This window comes from Selenomonas timonae (genome assembly GCF_014250475.1).
Classification (GTDB): Bacteria; Bacillota; Negativicutes; order Selenomonadales; family Selenomonadaceae; genus Centipeda; species Centipeda timonae.
In genome coordinates, this window is sequence record NZ_CP060204.1 from 1,309,140 (window position 1) to 1,324,974 (window position 15,835).

Here is a 15,835-nt window from a genome sequence, read left to right on the forward strand (position 1 = left end):
TCAGAGATTTCTTAGAGAAAAAATATTGAAAGAGAACATATAAATCTAGGAATATGGTCATGTATGTGTTAAGATATCATGCAAATAAACGATAATATCTATAAGATAAGAATACAATCTAATTGGCGGAGGCTCGTGAATCTATGAGGAAACGTAAGAATAAGAAGTGTGAAGGTGTGCAGCGTGTTGGAAGACATACGGCGCGCTTTTTTATTGCGCTCTGTGCTGCAATGCATGTCTGTTCTTTTCCTGCTTCTGCCAAAGAAACAAGTGCAGCGGCCGAGCAGAGTATATGGGTTGCGCGCTATACGTTCTCGGGGGAGAATCCCGTGACGGAGGCGGAACTTGCGGATGTGCTTGCAGCGCATAGGCATAAGGATGCAACGCTCACAGAGCTCGAGGCGCAGGCAGAGGAGGTTACGAAATACCTTCGTTCAAAGGGATATTTTGTTGCCTTTGCCTATCTCGCACCACAGAACTTCAAGGATGGTGTCGTGGACTTCACCATTGTACCGGGGCACTACGATCAGATCATTGTGAACAACGAGTCCTATCTCAAGGAGGAGGCGATCCGACGCGAGATCGGCATTTCTTCCGGTGAGATTGTGAAAAAAAGTACGCTCAATCGCGGTGTCTGGCTGACAAATGATCTTTCACGCGTGGAGGCAAATACGCAGCTGAAGGCAGGCAGCCGGCAGGGGACGACAGATCTTGTCGTCAATGTCAAGAACAAGGGGCATCGTACATGGGGCTATGTCGGGGTTGACAACGGCGGCTACCGCTATACGGGACGCTATCAGTACAGTGCATTCGTCAACTATGCCAGCCCTGCACGCGAGGGCGATCTCCTCTCGGTGGGCGGCGTTCTGTCGAACGGCGGTATGTGGTCGGGCTCAGCCTCCTACTCAACACCGATTGTGAGGCAGGGCGAGCGTGTTGGCGTGAGTTACGCACGCTCACATTACACGCTTGGCGGTGCGTTCTCGGCACTTGACTACACGGGAACGGCGGAGACCCTGAGCGTACACTGGCAGCACAACTTCAAACGCAGCCGCGATGTGAATATGTACGGCACCATCCGCTTCGATATGAAGAGTCTCGACGATGAGGCAAAGAGCATGGCGTACCGCAGCCCGAAGAGCGCGCACAACTGGGTGTTTGGCATAAACGGCGACAGTTTGGATCGCTTTTGGACGGGCGGTAAAAATACGTTCGCGTTGAACTATACGCACGGTGATCTCTCCATTGACGACGAGATTCAGCGCACGTATGATGCTGCGACGGCGCAGACAGCAGGTCAATTCGGCAAGTGGAATCTCGAGCTTACGCGACTGCAGCACGTCAGTGAGCGCGTCTCACTCTATCTGAGCTATCAGCGGCAGTGGGCATCCAAGAATCTGGATTCCTCAGAGAAGATGTCACTCGGCGGGCCGAACGGCGTACGCGCCTATCCCGTCGGCGAGGCATCGGGGGATGACGGCTGGCGTTGGACATCGGAGCTGCGTTGGAATCTGCCGACGCGCGAGGGCGATGAGAATGTATGGCAGCTGATTGCATTCGCCGATGGCGGTCATGTGAATCTCTATCACAACAAGCTGCCGGGCTACACAGGTGTTGCAGGACGCAGCCTTTACGGCGCAGGTGTGGGCGTGAACTGGAGCAATCAGGCAAACTGGGTGGCACGCGCGTACTATGCATGGAAAATTGGGTCGGAGGACGCCGTTTCGGATACGGATCGCAGTGGGCGTTTCTGGTTTCAGATTTATAAATTCTTCTGATGGGGCTATCACCACTGTGTTTTGATTGAAGGGGTATCAATATGAGCATGATGAGAAAGCAGCGGCGTGGACAGATGCGACGCAGTCTGCGCAGCGGTATCGGCATCCTGGCGGCGGGTGCGCTGATGATGGGCGGCATGAATCAGGCAATGGCACTGCCGCAGGGCGGACAGGTTGCGGCAGGTGCGGCAGACATTGCCGCATCACAGGCGGAGATGGCGATTCATCAGGCAACGCAGAATGCCGTCATCAACTGGAACTCGTTCAACATCGGCGCGGGCGAGCGCGTCAATATCTATCAGCCGAATGCCCAGGCAGCTCTGCTGAACCGTGTGCTCGGTGGGAATCCCTCCGAGATCTTCGGCACGCTCTCGGCGAACGGTCGCGTCTTCCTCGTCAACCCTGCGGGCGTTCTCTTTGCGCCCGGCGCACAGGTGGATGCGGGCTCGATTCTCGCCTCGACGATGAACATTACGAATGCGGACTTTATGGCGGGAAAATACGCCTTTGTCGGCACGCCGAGTGACGGCAAGGTAATTAACCGCGCCTCTCTCATTGCGAAAAATGAGGGGACAGTCGCCCTGCTCGGCAAGGATGTCGTGAACGAGGGCGTTATCGTGGCGAAGAAGGGCGCAGCGGTACTCGCGGCGGGCGAAGCCGTGTCGCTCGACTTTAACGGCGACGGCAAGGTCTCGGTCGTCCCGACGAAGGCGGCGATGGAGCAGGCAGTCACGAACAAAGGTCTCGTCGAAGCAGACGGAGGCCTCGTTTTCATGTCCGCAGCGACGGGCGATGCGCTGACGCGCTCGGCGGTCAACCAGGAGGGCATCGTGCGTGCCGCGAGCCTTGACGGTGCAGCGGGAAGCGTGCGCATGACGGCGAATGACGTGCGCCTTGCTTCGGGCAGTGTGACGGATGTGAGCGGCGCGAAAGCCGGCACGGTCGAGATTGGCGGTGGCTGGCAGGGCACGGGCGACCTCACGCACGCACAGAATGTCACGATCGAGCGCGGCGCGGCTCTGCGTGCCGATGCGACGCAGGCAGGCGCATCGGGCGGCACGGTCGCCGTCTGGTCGGACGGTATGACGAAGTTCGCGGGCGAGATCACGGCACGTGGCAAAGGCACGGGCGCGGGCGGCGCCGTCGAGACCTCGGGTGCGAAGGTGCAGATCACGGGACGCGTCGATGCTTCGTCGGCGGCGGGCAAGGCGGGCGAATGGCTCATTGACCCCGGCGACATCGAGGTAAAGACGCGTGCGGCGGGCGATCCCGAAGCCGGCTCTCAGGCGGACGTACAGACCGTCACCAATTCGCTGAACGGCGGCACATCTGTAACCATTCAGACGGCGAACCTCACGGAACAGAACGACAACTCCATCACCGTATCGGATGCAATCACGAAGACGGCGGGCGGCGACGCAACTCTGACGCTCAAGGCGACGGGAAACGTAAATATCAACGCCAATATCACGTCGACGGCGGGTAAGCTCAATGTGGACATCACCTCCGATACGAACCACTATGCAGGCGGTTCGGTCAGCGTCGCGAGCGGAAAGAATATCAAGACGCTCGGCGGCAATGTCAAGGTCGGCGGCGGTCTCGTCGAAGATGGCGTCGGCTTTGCGAACTCGCAGAGTGCGGGTGAGGCGGGCATCATGCTCAACGGTGTCACGATTGATACCACGGACGGCACCACGGCGAGCGGCAATGTCGAACTCGCGGGCAGTACGACAGCGAACGCGGCGGGCGTATCGCTCACGGGCGCGACGATCACGGCGGGCGCGGGCAAGGTCACGCTCGTCGGCAAGTCCACAGGCGGCGGCAAGGGGATCGCCCTCGGGAACATCACGACGCGCTCGGTCGAGCTGCGCACAGATTCCCTCGACCTCACGGGCACGATCACAGGCGACGGCGACCCCGCAGGTACGGCAAAGGTCTGGACGCTTTCGGACGGCGAGACCATCAACTTTGGCACGGGTTCGGGCGGACTTGACCTCGCAGGCGATACGTTCACGAGCACGGGAAAGATTCGAAACTTCAAGAAGAATACGGTCGGCGACGCGAGCAAGGCGGCAAACATCAACGCCGGTGGCGTGACGGCGGGCAGCGATCTCGCCATCGATTCGGGTGCAGGTACGCTGACCGTCGACGGCGCAGTAAACGCCGCAGGTCATGCGCTGACGCTTGGTTCGAAGAATGCGATCGCAGGCGCGGGTGTCATCACGGCAGACGCCCTCAAACTCGATGCAGCAGATGCCACGGTGAACCTCACGGGAACGCATGCCGTCGCAAAGCTCGACGGCAAGGCGAAGGGCTTGACATTTAAGAACAGCGGCGATCTGACCGTTGGCGGTGCAACTGGACTGACAACCGCAGCGGGCGGTGCAGACGTCGAAGTGACGGCGGGCGATCTCACGGTCGGCGCACACGGCATGACGAACGCGGCGGGCGCGATGAAGCTCAAGGCGAGCGGCACGCTCAAGCTCAATGCGAATGCCGAGGTCAAATCGACGGGCGCGGCGGCGACATCGCTTGAAGCGGCGGCGGTCAATTTCGACACGGCGAGCAAGGTATCGACAGCAGGCGGCACAATCAACGTCAAGACGGATGCGCTGACGCTCTCCTCGGGAGCGCAGGGCACTCTTTCGAGTGCAAACGGAAAAGTTACGGTTGAGACGAAAACGTCGGGCAAGACGATGTCCGTCGGTTCTTCGAGTGCCGATGTTCACATGAATGACCTCGATTTCATCAACTCCGGCACGGGCGAAGTCCATCTGGGCAATGCGTCTACTGGCAATGTCGAAATTGCTGCAGCCGACGTCGAGGCACCGCTGACGGTGGAATCGGGCTCGACCATCAAATTCTCAGGCGCAATGACGAACGCAGGCGGAAAGGACACGACGTTCAAGGCAAATACCGTTGACTTTGCTTCGGGTGCGAATCTCGCCTCGGGAGCGGGCACGATGACGATGACGGCGAACAGCGTCACGAACTGGAACGATGCCGCGTTCGCTGATACGAACGGCGCGGGCACGTTCGTGCTGAAGCCCAAGACGGCAGGAAACTTCACCGTCGGCGGCACGGCAGGTCTTGTGACGGATGCAGGCTTTGGAAAACTCAAGGCGGGCAATTTTAAGAACGTCTCCATCGGCGCAAAGGACAATGGCGGCACGGCGACCATCGCGGGCATTTCAGCGGGCAATATGCCTAAGTATACGAGCATCCTGACGCAGGGCAAGATCAATATCACGGGCGCGGTCAACGGTGCGCCGACGGATACGCTCGCGCTCCATGCCGATGCGCCGGGCACGACGCTTGGCGACGGGCTTTCCCAGAGTGCGCCCGTTTCGGTCGGCAACCTGCTGCTCCTCGGCAAAGGCTCGATGGATCTCAGCACGCAGGCGAATGCGATCAAGAATATCGCCGCCGATATGTCGGATGGCAATTTGAAACTTAAGAACAACACCCACATGAAGGTCGCCGTCGTCGAAGACCGCACGGTAAATCCTGCGAAGAACGTCGACGGTCTCAAGACGAAATCGACGGACATCCAGATGGCGGCGGGGCAGAAACTCACGGTCGAAGGAAACCTCAATTCCACGGACGACACGAAGATCGAAGCCGACGATCTCGACCTCGGGAATAACAAGGTCAATGTCGGCAAGAAGCTTACGCTCGAAAAGGCGACAAAGTCGCAGACCATCAACGTCGGCACGGGCACGGGCGACTGGAATATCAACAACGCGAATTATGGTGAGATCAAGATTGGTGGTGCGACGCAGACGGGCAACATCAATATCAAGGGTGCGACGTTCAAGAAGCCGTCGGATATTGAGACGCAGGGCAACGTCAAGATTGAGGGCACGAACAAGGCGGGCGCGGACGGCACGTCCGACATGAAGATCAAGGCGAGCACCGCCACTCTGCCGAACACAGGCGACACGCTCGCCGTCAAGAATCTGGAGCTCGACCTCTCGGGCGGTCTCGATCTCGGAAATGGCAAGATCCTCGGACAGAAGGATGGCAAGGTCAAGACCAGCGGTGTTCCCTCGGGGAAGGATATCTATATCAAGGACGATGCCGCCGGTGTTCCGACCAATGGCTATCGCATTTCCTACAGCACGATCAATGACGTGTTGGACGGATTTGGCGGCTTCGATGTCGCAGGTGAGAAGCATGTCTACTTCTACGGCGGTTCGGTCAAGAAGTCCATCAATGCGTCGGGCAAGCTCGGCGTTGTGGTGGAAGAGAACCTTACGCTGAATGGGGAAGGCGCAAAGCTCACGATCGGTGCAGATCCGACACAGACAGGTCATGCCCCTGCCTCCGTCATCACGGGTGGCTTCACCGTAAAGACCGGCAAGAGCGTCACCGTCAATGGCAAGGGCTCGGGCATCAGCGTCAACACCGCAGGGGCGATCACGCTGGAAAATAACGCCCACTTCAACGTCGCGGGCGACGAAGCGAACGTCCGTCTGCACTCGCGCGGAGGCAAGGTCGTCTTTGGCGACGATGCCGCCCTTGCCATCTCCGGCGGCAAGGCGGATGTGCGGGCAACGGGAACAGAACTCGACCTTGGCGCGCGCGCGAAGATCGACCTCGGCAATGACCGCGAGGGCTATCTCGCCCTCAATGTCGATAAGGTCAATGAAACTGCGGGCGAAGACAATACGACAAACATCACGGGCAGCGGCAGGCTTGACCTCGCTCCGCGCACCACGGGCAGGGCGATGACCGTCGATAACAATGCGTCGGGAGCAGGTCTCCATATCACGGGCGACCAGCTCAACGGAAAGCTCTTTGGCAGTAATTTCGGCGCGCTGAGTCTCGGCAACGAGGCGACGGGCGACGTCACGATCGACGGCATCACGGCGAACAACAGCGTCACGATCCGCACGAAGGATACGAATAAGGTCACCATCGGCACGAACGGCCTGACGGTCGGCGGCAATCGCCGTGTGACGCTCAAGACCGGCTCGATTGAGAACTCGAGCGGTGCGGGCGCGATGGCGGTCGGTACGGGCAGCACCCTGAACCTCTATACGAACAGCATCACGAACCTTATGGACAATAGCGGGGCTGCCACTGTCAACGGCACGGGCACGCTCGGCATCGCGACCTACGACGGCACGAAGACCATCGGTCTCGGCAACACGGCGACGGGCGATCTTCTCCTGCCTGACGCGAAGTTCGGCACGGTGTTCGGTTCGGGGTTCACGCATTACGCCATCGGCAACGGTACGCAGGGCACGATCAACGTGGCAAATTCTTCTCTTGCGAAGGATGTGACACTCCAAGCGGATACGATCAACTTCGCGGGGGATATGACGCTTGCAGCGAACAAGACGCTCGTTGTCAACGCCAAGACAGCGGCGAACCAGACGACGGGCAAGATCAAGACGGATAAACTCGCTCTCCTCGGCGGCAATATTGCGCTCGAAAAGAACAATGAAATTGGCACCCTTGCGGCAGACGTGCTCTCCGTCAAGGTAAAGTCGAATGCGCTGACCATCGGGCAGATCACGACGCCTGCAGGTGCACCTATCGCTTCGCGTACCATCAAGGGCGTGAAGTCGGGCGAAGCTGGCGGTACGGCGGGCGACATCGCGCTGTCCGCCGATGCCATGACCTTTACCGAGGGCGTCGAGGGTAAGGGCAATCTCACTGTACAGCAGGCAAATGCTGCCACGAATTTGAACGTCGGTACGACAGGCACGGGATTGAATCTGCCCGCAAACCTCTTCGGCGGAAATAAAATCAAGGACGGCTTCAAGCATGTTTACCTCGGCCGCGACGATGCGACGGGCGCGACGAATGTCGGCGGCAATCTGAACTTCGTCGATCCGACGACGATTCGTTCAGGGAAAACCGCAGGAACGATGACGGTTGACGGCTCGGCAAACATTCGAACGAATGGCAACGACTTCGCACTCGAATCGAAGGATTTGACGACGGTGGCTGGAAGCTCCGTCGATACGGGCACGGGCGTACTCACGCTCAAGACCGATGCGATGAACTTGAATGGCAAGATGAAGGGCAAGAAGGCGCTCAATATCCTGCCGATCTCGGGTAATCGGGACATCAAGCTCGGCGGCGAAGTGAACGATCCGACGAAGCTTTCCCTGCTCGACAAGTATTTCAACGGCAACAACCGTCAGTTCTGGGAATACGAAGTTGTCAACATCGGCGATCATGGGGGCACCGGACGTCTCTATCAGAGCGGTGTGATCAACATGCCGTTCCGCGTGAACATCCAGCAGGCGGTTTCGAGCGGACAGGGCGGCGTCAACCTTTCGGGCACGATCAATACACACGGTCAGGACTATACCGTCGCCAGTCGTGAAGTCAATCTCGATGATGCGCATATCAATGCGGACGGTGCTGATCGCGATCATGACGGAAATGTCGCCATCCATACGGATAATCTCAACACGGCGAACGGCAGCACGATCACAGGTCACGGCGACGTCTCCTTCGACACCTATACGCCGGGCAAGACGATCAACTTCGGCACGCCCGGCTCGGGCGGCTCCGCCTCCGATCTTACACTTCCGTCCGATATTTTCAGCGGCACAGGTCTTCTGCGGAAGAATCCCGACGGCAAGGGCTTCAAGAAGATTCGCATCGGCGGACAGAACGCGGGCAATGTCAAGGTCGGCAACGTCGACCTGCCCGAGGGGCTTGCCGATGCCGTCGCCATCAAGACGAACGGCGCAGTCACCTCGACAGGCGTCCTGAAGTCCGTGCCGACGCTCGAAGTCGAAGCGAACTCCGTCAATCTCACGGGTCCGAACGAGATCAAGAATCTCGGCAATATCACGTCCGCCACAGGCCTGACCGTCGAGACGAAGGGCGGCACGACGGTCACGGGGGTTATCAAGGGAAATAATGCGCCGATCAATATCACAAACAAAAATGGTGGCAATGTCACGATTGCGCCCGGCGGGAAAATCATCGGCACGGGCACGTCCGATGTCGTCATCGAAGCGCAGGGCGGCGCCTTCAAGAACAAGGGGGGCGCAAACGCCATCAAGACCGCGCCCGGCCAGCGTTATGTCGTGCATACGGAGGACTCTGTCGAGAATGAGATCGACGGGCTTGTATTCCAGTTCCGTAAATACGGCGTGGACTACAGCAATCGCAGTTCTTTCCCCATTCCTGCGGGTCAGAACGCCATGTTCTACAAGTATCAGCCGGAACTCAAGCTGTATTCGACCCGTGCCTATGGCGATGCGAACGGCGCATTCTTTGGCGCGGCATCGGGCTTCCAGATCGTTGATGACGGCAATGCGAAGCGCCGTGCGCTCGACAAGACGGAGGTAGATTACATTCGCGCTCATGTAGGTGATTCGGGGACGCATAGTTTCGGTACGACGGTTCATACGAACGTCAATGCTGATATCAATACAACGAATGGCGAGGTCAAGAAGGCATCGACCGATGTCAATATGCGTTCGGGTGCGCATACCTACGGTTCAGATTCGACCATTCCCAATGAGAAGATCACTTATCAAGGGCACAATGACCTCAACTACAAGATCACAGTCGACTACCGCATCGTGCCGCGCGTCGTCACGGTCACGGGCAAGACCTCGACCGTAAATTACAACGGCAATCCGCACAGCTACACGGGCAACGCGGGGGTCACGTTCTCAAACTTCGCGAACAGCCAGACGGAAAATACAACGGGACTTCTCTCGGGTGCTGTTTCCTATACCCCGATTGCGGATGCGACGAAGACGACGGGCTATGCGCAGGGCGTTGTCCATGCGGGCGAGTACAGTGTTGACCTGAAAAACAGCACGCTCTCCGCGACAAACTACAAATTCAAGTACGTTCCAGGCAAGCTCACGGTGAAGCCCATCGACATCCACTTCACTGCGCCGAGCGGCGAGCGCATTTATGGCACATCGAACGACAACGTGACCATGACGTCGAGCACGACGCATACGGGCACGCTCCTTACGGGCGACAGTTTTGCGAAGTATACAGTCACGGCGGCGGATGGCGGCGGCAACGCCGTCACGGAGCGCACGGGCGTCGGCACTTACACGATGACCTTAAATGGTGCGGCGCTCGCCACGGGAAGCCGCAGCCTTGCGACGGACTACCATATCACGTCCGATCCCGGCACGCTCACGATCAAGAAGCGTCCGCTCACCATTACAGCGGGCGATAAGAGCCGCATCTACGGCGATGCCAATACGACGGCGGGGTATATTAACAACACGGCGAAGGTCAACGTCGCTGCAGCTACCGCGACGACGGGACTTGTGGGCGGCGATGCGATCGACGATGTGACGGAGACGATTGACCCGACGGCGACCGTCACGACGAATGCGGGCACGGCAGGTCTTTGGACAAAGGCAAGCGCGGCACACTTCTCGTCGGGTACGGCAAACAATTACAACATCACCTACGTTGACGGACACTTCAACATAACGAAGCGGCCGCTGACGCTCGTCGCAGGCGACAAGAACCGCATCTACGGCACGGCGAACAGCACCGCAAACTATGTGAACGGCACGAATCTCTTCCGCGTCAAGGCGGGCACGAACCTCGTCAACGGCGATACGGTTTCGACGGTCACGGAGACGATTGATTCGCGTGCGACCGTCACGACGGACGCAGGCACGGCAGGACTCAAGACGAAGATTGCAAATGCCGTCTTCGGCACGGGAAATGCCAATAACTATGACGTTCGCTACGAGGACGGCAATTTCGCCATCACGCCGCGCGACTTGACGCTTCATGCGGGCAGCAAGACGCGCATCTACGGCACGGAGAACTCGACCGCCGTCTATACGGGCGGCACGACAAAGTTCCGTGCCGACGCCGCGACCGCCACGACGGGACTCGTGAACGGTGACGCGGTCGCTGACGTCGATGAATCGACGGACGCCCTCGTTACGACGAACGCCGGCACGGCGGGACTCAAGACGCAGATTACAAATGCACGCCTCGCAGGCAATCGTAAGGCGTCGAACTACAACATCACCTATGTCGACGGTGGGTTTGCCATCACGAAGCGCGACCTCTACATCACGGCGGGTGACAAGAGCCGCGCTTACGGCGCAGCGAACAGTCTGGCGCACTATGTGAACGGCACGCGTCTCGTCAACGTGCGTCCGACAGATGCAGTAAGCGGACTCGTGGGCGGTGATGTGGTTTCTTCCGTTACGGAGACAATCGACCCGACCGCAACGGTTACGACCAACGCAGGTACTACGGGGCTTTGGACACGTTCCTCTGCGGCGCAGTTTGCGTACGGCACAGATGCCAACTACAATATTCACTACGCAGACGGTAGGTTTATCATCACTCCGCGCGAGGTGCTGATCACGGCGGGCAGTGCCTCCCGTGACTACGGTGCACCGAATCCCGCCATAACCGCATACATGATCGAGCGTGGCGACCACACATCGCAGCGCGGTCTGCTCGCGGGCGACGACATCAGCGGCATCACATCGCACTATGATGCGGGTATGAACGCGACGACGCGCGGCGGCATCTATCGGGGCGTGATCCATGTCGATCCTGCTTCCGTTGAAAGTGGCTATGCAGGTGCGTCGGCACGTTCCAACTATCGCTTTAACTACGCACCCGGTAATTTGACGATTGCTATGCGCGGATTTGATATGAGTACGCCCGAGGGGGCTGCCGTAACGACGAGCAGTGCTGCTGCTGCGCAAGTAACGGCGGGAACGACGAACGGTGGAAGCGGCGTGACGACCGCAGCCGTTCCGACTGAGAATCGCACGGGCAGCAATCCGCCCGCCGAGGGAGTAACTGTTCAGATGCCGCAGGATGCGGCACCGACGAACTGGGCAAATCGTGTTGTCGTGACGAATGGCAGCACGCCCGAGGCGCATGATTTCGTCGAGCACAAGGACGGCTCGTTCGGCTTTGACCTCGGCAGGACGCGCGGTGACCGCGGGTTCCATCCTGAGAATCCGGCACACAATACATCTGAGGCAATCCCTGTTCTCTTTACGGATGGCGGATCGCGCGACCTTGACGGCATCTATACGGTCAACTACTCGCCGGATAAGCTGGCGATCAAGCCGTCCTCGAAGAAGGTTGACATTCCGGATCCAAAGGAGATTCGCAATACGTCCGAGCAGGCACTTCGCTTCCTCTATCAGACGGCGGACGGCTCCTTTGAGGTGACGTTTGGCAATGGCATTGTGACGCTCTATCCGCAGGATGAGCCGGCACTCTCGATCATCACAGCAGAGGATCGCAAGGCGGAGCGCGCCGTGCTCTCCTCGGGGCTCCTCACGGCGATTGAAGACCTCGGCGTGACGCCTGTAGAGATTCGCGCCGTCTACATCTTCAATGTATTGGATGGGCAGAGCGAAGAGTAATATGCCGTAATGCAAAGCCTCCTCCGTATCATCGAGGGAGGCTTTTCGCATGAAAAAATATTTGACTTTTTGTCATTTTTGCTCTTGACTTTTTGCTTTTTACCGTGTATATTCAGTATAGATTTTGATTAGCACTCAGTTTTAGAGAGTGCTAACAGAGATTGAAAGGAGAGGAGAGGGGTGAATGTCGGACGATCTGGACGCACGCAAGAGTCAGATCCTGTGGGCGGTCGTCGATGACTACATCGCATCGGCAGAGCCGGTCGGATCGCGGACACTCGCGCAGAAATACAATCTCGGCATCAGCCCTGCCACCATTCGCAATGAGATGGCGGATCTCGAGATGCTCGGCTATCTGGAGCATCCTCACACATCCGCCGGGCGTATCCCTTCATCGAAGGGGTACCGCTTCTACGTCGATGGTTTGCAGCCCGTCGCTCCGGTGACGGATGCTGAGAAAAAGAAGATACGCGATTGGTACCACAGGCGCGTGCGGCGCCTTGACGAGGTGTTTCAGGAGACGGCGCGTCTAATTGCGGACGTGACGCACAATGTTTCGCTTGTGCTCGCACCGCAGGCCGCGCAGTCGACGTTCCGCATGCTGCAGTTCCTGCCTCTCGATCTGAACCACGCGATTGCCGTCCTCATGACGGACGCGGGCTTCGTCGAGAACCGCATTGTCGAGATTCCCGACGGTGCAACATTCGCAGATTTTCAGCGGATGGCGGGGGCGGTCAATCAGGCGTTATCGGGCAAGGCTCTTAGCGCCGTGACGAAGACGGATATGCGCCGCGTGCGCGATGCAATCGGCGATGAGTCGATCTTCGTCGCCGCCGTGGAGGTCATGCACAGGGCGCTCGAAGGGCGCTCGGAGGATCGTCTCTACCTCGGCGGTACGGCACAGCTGCTCGGCAATCCCGAGTTCCAGGATCTCGAGCGCGTCCGTGCGATGCTGCTCGTCCTCGAGCGTGAGGATCTCGTGAAGGATATCCTGCACACGCATGCGGGCGAGGGGCTCGAGGTCACGATTGGGCGCGAGAACAAGAGCAGTACGTTCTGGGACAGCAGTTTTATCACGGCGACCTATCATGTCGACGGCAGGCTGCTCGGGACGATTGCGGTGCTCGGCCCCACGCGCATGGAATACGCGAAGGCGATGCGCATACTCGACTATGTGAACACGAATCTAACAGAGATGATCTATCAGCTGAAATGGTAGGAGAGGTGAACGGCTTGCAGGAGAAGGAAGAGATGACGGCAGAGGAGCAGCCCGTGGAGGATGTAACTGACACGGAGGCGGAATCTGCGGATGTAACCGTGGAAGATGTGCCCGCAGAGGAGGACAAGACGTCCGAACTCGAGGCACAGCTTCAGGAAAAGAACGACCGCATCCTGCGTCTTCAGGCGGATTTTGAAAACTTCCGCCGCCGCACGGCGAAGGAGAAGGAGGAACTTGCGGCCGTTATCACGCAGAATATCCTCACGGATTTCCTGCCGCTCCTCGACAATTTCGAGCGGGCAATGGCGGTGGAACAGACGGATGGGGAGGCGTTCCAAAAGGGCGTGGAGATGATCTTCACGCAGCTGCGCGAGGTGATGGAAAAGCACGGGCTTGAAAACATCGAGGCAGAGGGCGCGCCCTTTGATCCGAATGTGCATCAGGCGGTCATGCGCGTCGAGAATCCCGATGTGGAGGACGGCACGATCACGCAGGTGCTGCAAAAGGGCTATCAGGCCAAGGGCAGGGTCATCCGCCCAGCCATGGTGCAGGTAGCAGGCAACTAAGAATACAACATCTTATAAAGAGTTTTGGAGGAATATAAAATGGCTAAAGTAATTGGTATTGATCTTGGAACGACGAACTCCGTTGTGTCGGTCATGGAGGGCGGAGAGCCCGTCGTTATTACGAACCCTGAGGGCAGCCGCATCACGCCGTCCGTCGTGGGCTTTACGAAGGACGGGCAGCGCCTTGTCGGCCGCCTTGCAAAGAATCAGGCGGTCTCGAACCCCGACCGCACGATCTCGTCGATCAAGCGTCATATGGGTGACCCGAACTATCACGTGACGATTGACGGCAAGAACTACACGCCGCCCGAGATCTCGGCGATGATCCTGCAGAAGCTCAAGAGCGATGCAGAGGCGTATCTCGGCGAGACCGTTACGCAGGCGGTCATCACGGTTCCTGCGTACTTCAACGACAGCCAGCGTCAGGCGACGAAGGACGCGGGCAAGATTGCAGGCCTCGAGGTGCTTCGTATCATCAACGAGCCGACGGCGGCAGCGCTCGCATACGGTCTTGACAAAGATCAGGATGAAACGGTGCTCGTCTTCGACTTGGGCGGCGGCACGTTCGACGTCTCCATCCTCGAGCTGAGTGAAGGCGTCTTCGAGGTCAAGGCGACGAACGGCGATACGATGCTCGGCGGCGACGACTTTGACAAGAAGATCATGGACTGGATGGTCGAGGAGTTCAAGAAGGAGAACGGCATCGACCTCTCGCAGGATAAGATGAGCGCACAGCGTCTCATCGAGGCGGCGGAGAAGGCGAAGATTGAGCTCTCGAGCATGAGCCAGACGAATATCAACCTGCCGTTCATCACGGCGGATGCGACGGGTCCGAAGCATCTCGACCTCACGCTCTCGCGTGCAAAGTTCGATGAGCTGACGGCGGATCTCGTGGAGCGCACGATGGTTCCGACGCGCAAGGCGATGGAGGATGCGGGGCTCTCGAGCAACGAGATCGACAAGATCATTCTCGTCGGCGGTTCGACTCGTATTCCTGCGGTGCAGGATGCGATCCGCAAGATCCTCGGCAAGGAGCCCTCGAAGGGCGTCAACCCGGATGAGTGCGTCTCCATCGGCGCAGCAATCCAGGGCGGCGTGCTCGTCGGCGAGGTCAAGGATGTGCTGCTCCTCGACGTTACGCCGCTCTCGCTCGGCATCGAGACGCTCGGCGGCGTCTGCACGAAGATCATCGACCGCAATACGACCATCCCAACCTCGAAGAGTCAGGTGTTCTCGACTGCAGCGGACAATCAGCCGGGTGTTGAGATCCATGTCCTGCAGGGCGAGCGCGAGATGGCGGCGGGCAACAAGACGCTTGGACGCTTCCAGCTCACGGATATTCCGCCCGCACCGCGCGGCGTGCCCCAGATCGAGGTCAAGTTCGACATCGATGCGAACGGCATTGTCAACGTGTCGGCGAAGGATCTCGGCACGGGCAAGGAGCAGAAGATCACGATTCAGTCCGATAGCGGCATGAGCAAAGAAGACATCGAGCGCATGGTGAAAGAGGCGGAATCGCACGCTGCTGAGGACAAGAAGCAGAAGGAAGCCGTCGATGCGCGCAACGCGGGCGACTCCCTCGTCTATCAGGCGGAGAAGGCGATCAAGGATCTCGGCGAGAACGCAGATCAGGCGCTTGTCTCCAAGACACAGGCTGCCATTGACAAGCTGAAGGAAGCGCTCAAGGGCTCGGATATCGAGGCGATCAAGGCGGCGACCGAAGAGGTGCGTCAGCCCCTCTACGAGCTCTCTGCAGCAGCCTATCAGCAGGCACAGCAGGCGGCGGGTGCCGCAGGTGCAGCGCCGGGCGCAGATGCAAATGCGGGCGCACAGAGCGGCGCGCAGGATGACAATGTTGTCGATGCGGAGTTCACCGAAGTCAAGGATGATAAGAAGTAAGGTGGT

At 58.7% G+C, this 15,835-nt stretch carries 5 protein-coding genes; all 5 read left to right on the top strand.

The features are described from left to right. Window positions 1-143: 143 nt before the first annotated feature. The 5 genes from H1B31_RS06265 to dnaK all read left to right on the top strand — a co-directional run bounded on the left by H1B31_RS06265 (window position 144) and on the right by dnaK (window position 15,829). Window positions 144-1,778 (top strand): ShlB/FhaC/HecB family hemolysin secretion/activation protein, encoded by a 1,635-nt coding sequence (locus H1B31_RS06265; RefSeq protein ID WP_185979707.1) that lies wholly within the window; start codon window positions 144-146, stop codon window positions 1,776-1,778. A 41-nt stretch (window positions 1,779-1,819) separates the two neighbouring features. Next, window positions 1,820-12,145 (top strand): two-partner secretion domain-containing protein, encoded by a 10,326-nt coding sequence (locus tag H1B31_RS06270; RefSeq protein ID WP_185979708.1) that lies wholly within the window; start codon window positions 1,820-1,822, stop codon window positions 12,143-12,145. Window positions 12,146-12,329: 184 nt separating this feature from the next. Further along, on the top strand, window positions 12,330-13,364 hold the full coding sequence (gene hrcA, locus H1B31_RS06275) for a heat-inducible transcriptional repressor HrcA (protein ID WP_185979709.1): 1,035 nt from the start codon (window positions 12,330-12,332) through the stop codon (window positions 13,362-13,364). Beyond that, the gene (gene grpE / locus H1B31_RS06280; RefSeq protein WP_185979710.1) at window positions 13,358-13,930 is read left to right on the top strand and encodes a nucleotide exchange factor GrpE; all 573 of its coding nucleotides are present in this window, start codon (window positions 13,358-13,360) and stop codon (window positions 13,928-13,930) included. Before hrcA ends, grpE begins: the two co-directional genes overlap by 7 nt. Before the next feature lie 39 nt (window positions 13,931-13,969). After that, entirely contained in the window at window positions 13,970-15,829 is a 1,860-nt protein-coding gene (gene dnaK, locus H1B31_RS06285) for a molecular chaperone DnaK (RefSeq protein WP_185979711.1), read from the top strand. Window positions 15,830-15,835: the final 6 nt, after the last annotated feature.

Coding starts and splice junctions, on each gene's coding strand:
- H1B31_RS06265 (WP_185979707.1), top strand. CDS start 144: ATGAGGAAACGTAAGAATAAGAAGTGTGAAGGTGTGCAGCGTGTTGGA.
- H1B31_RS06270 (WP_185979708.1), top strand. CDS start 1,820: ATGAGCATGATGAGAAAGCAGCGGCGTGGACAGATGCGACGCAGTCTG.
- hrcA (WP_185979709.1), top strand. CDS start 12,330: ATGTCGGACGATCTGGACGCACGCAAGAGTCAGATCCTGTGGGCGGTC.
- grpE (WP_185979710.1), top strand. CDS start 13,358: ATGGTAGGAGAGGTGAACGGCTTGCAGGAGAAGGAAGAGATGACGGCA.
- dnaK (WP_185979711.1), top strand. CDS start 13,970: ATGGCTAAAGTAATTGGTATTGATCTTGGAACGACGAACTCCGTTGTG.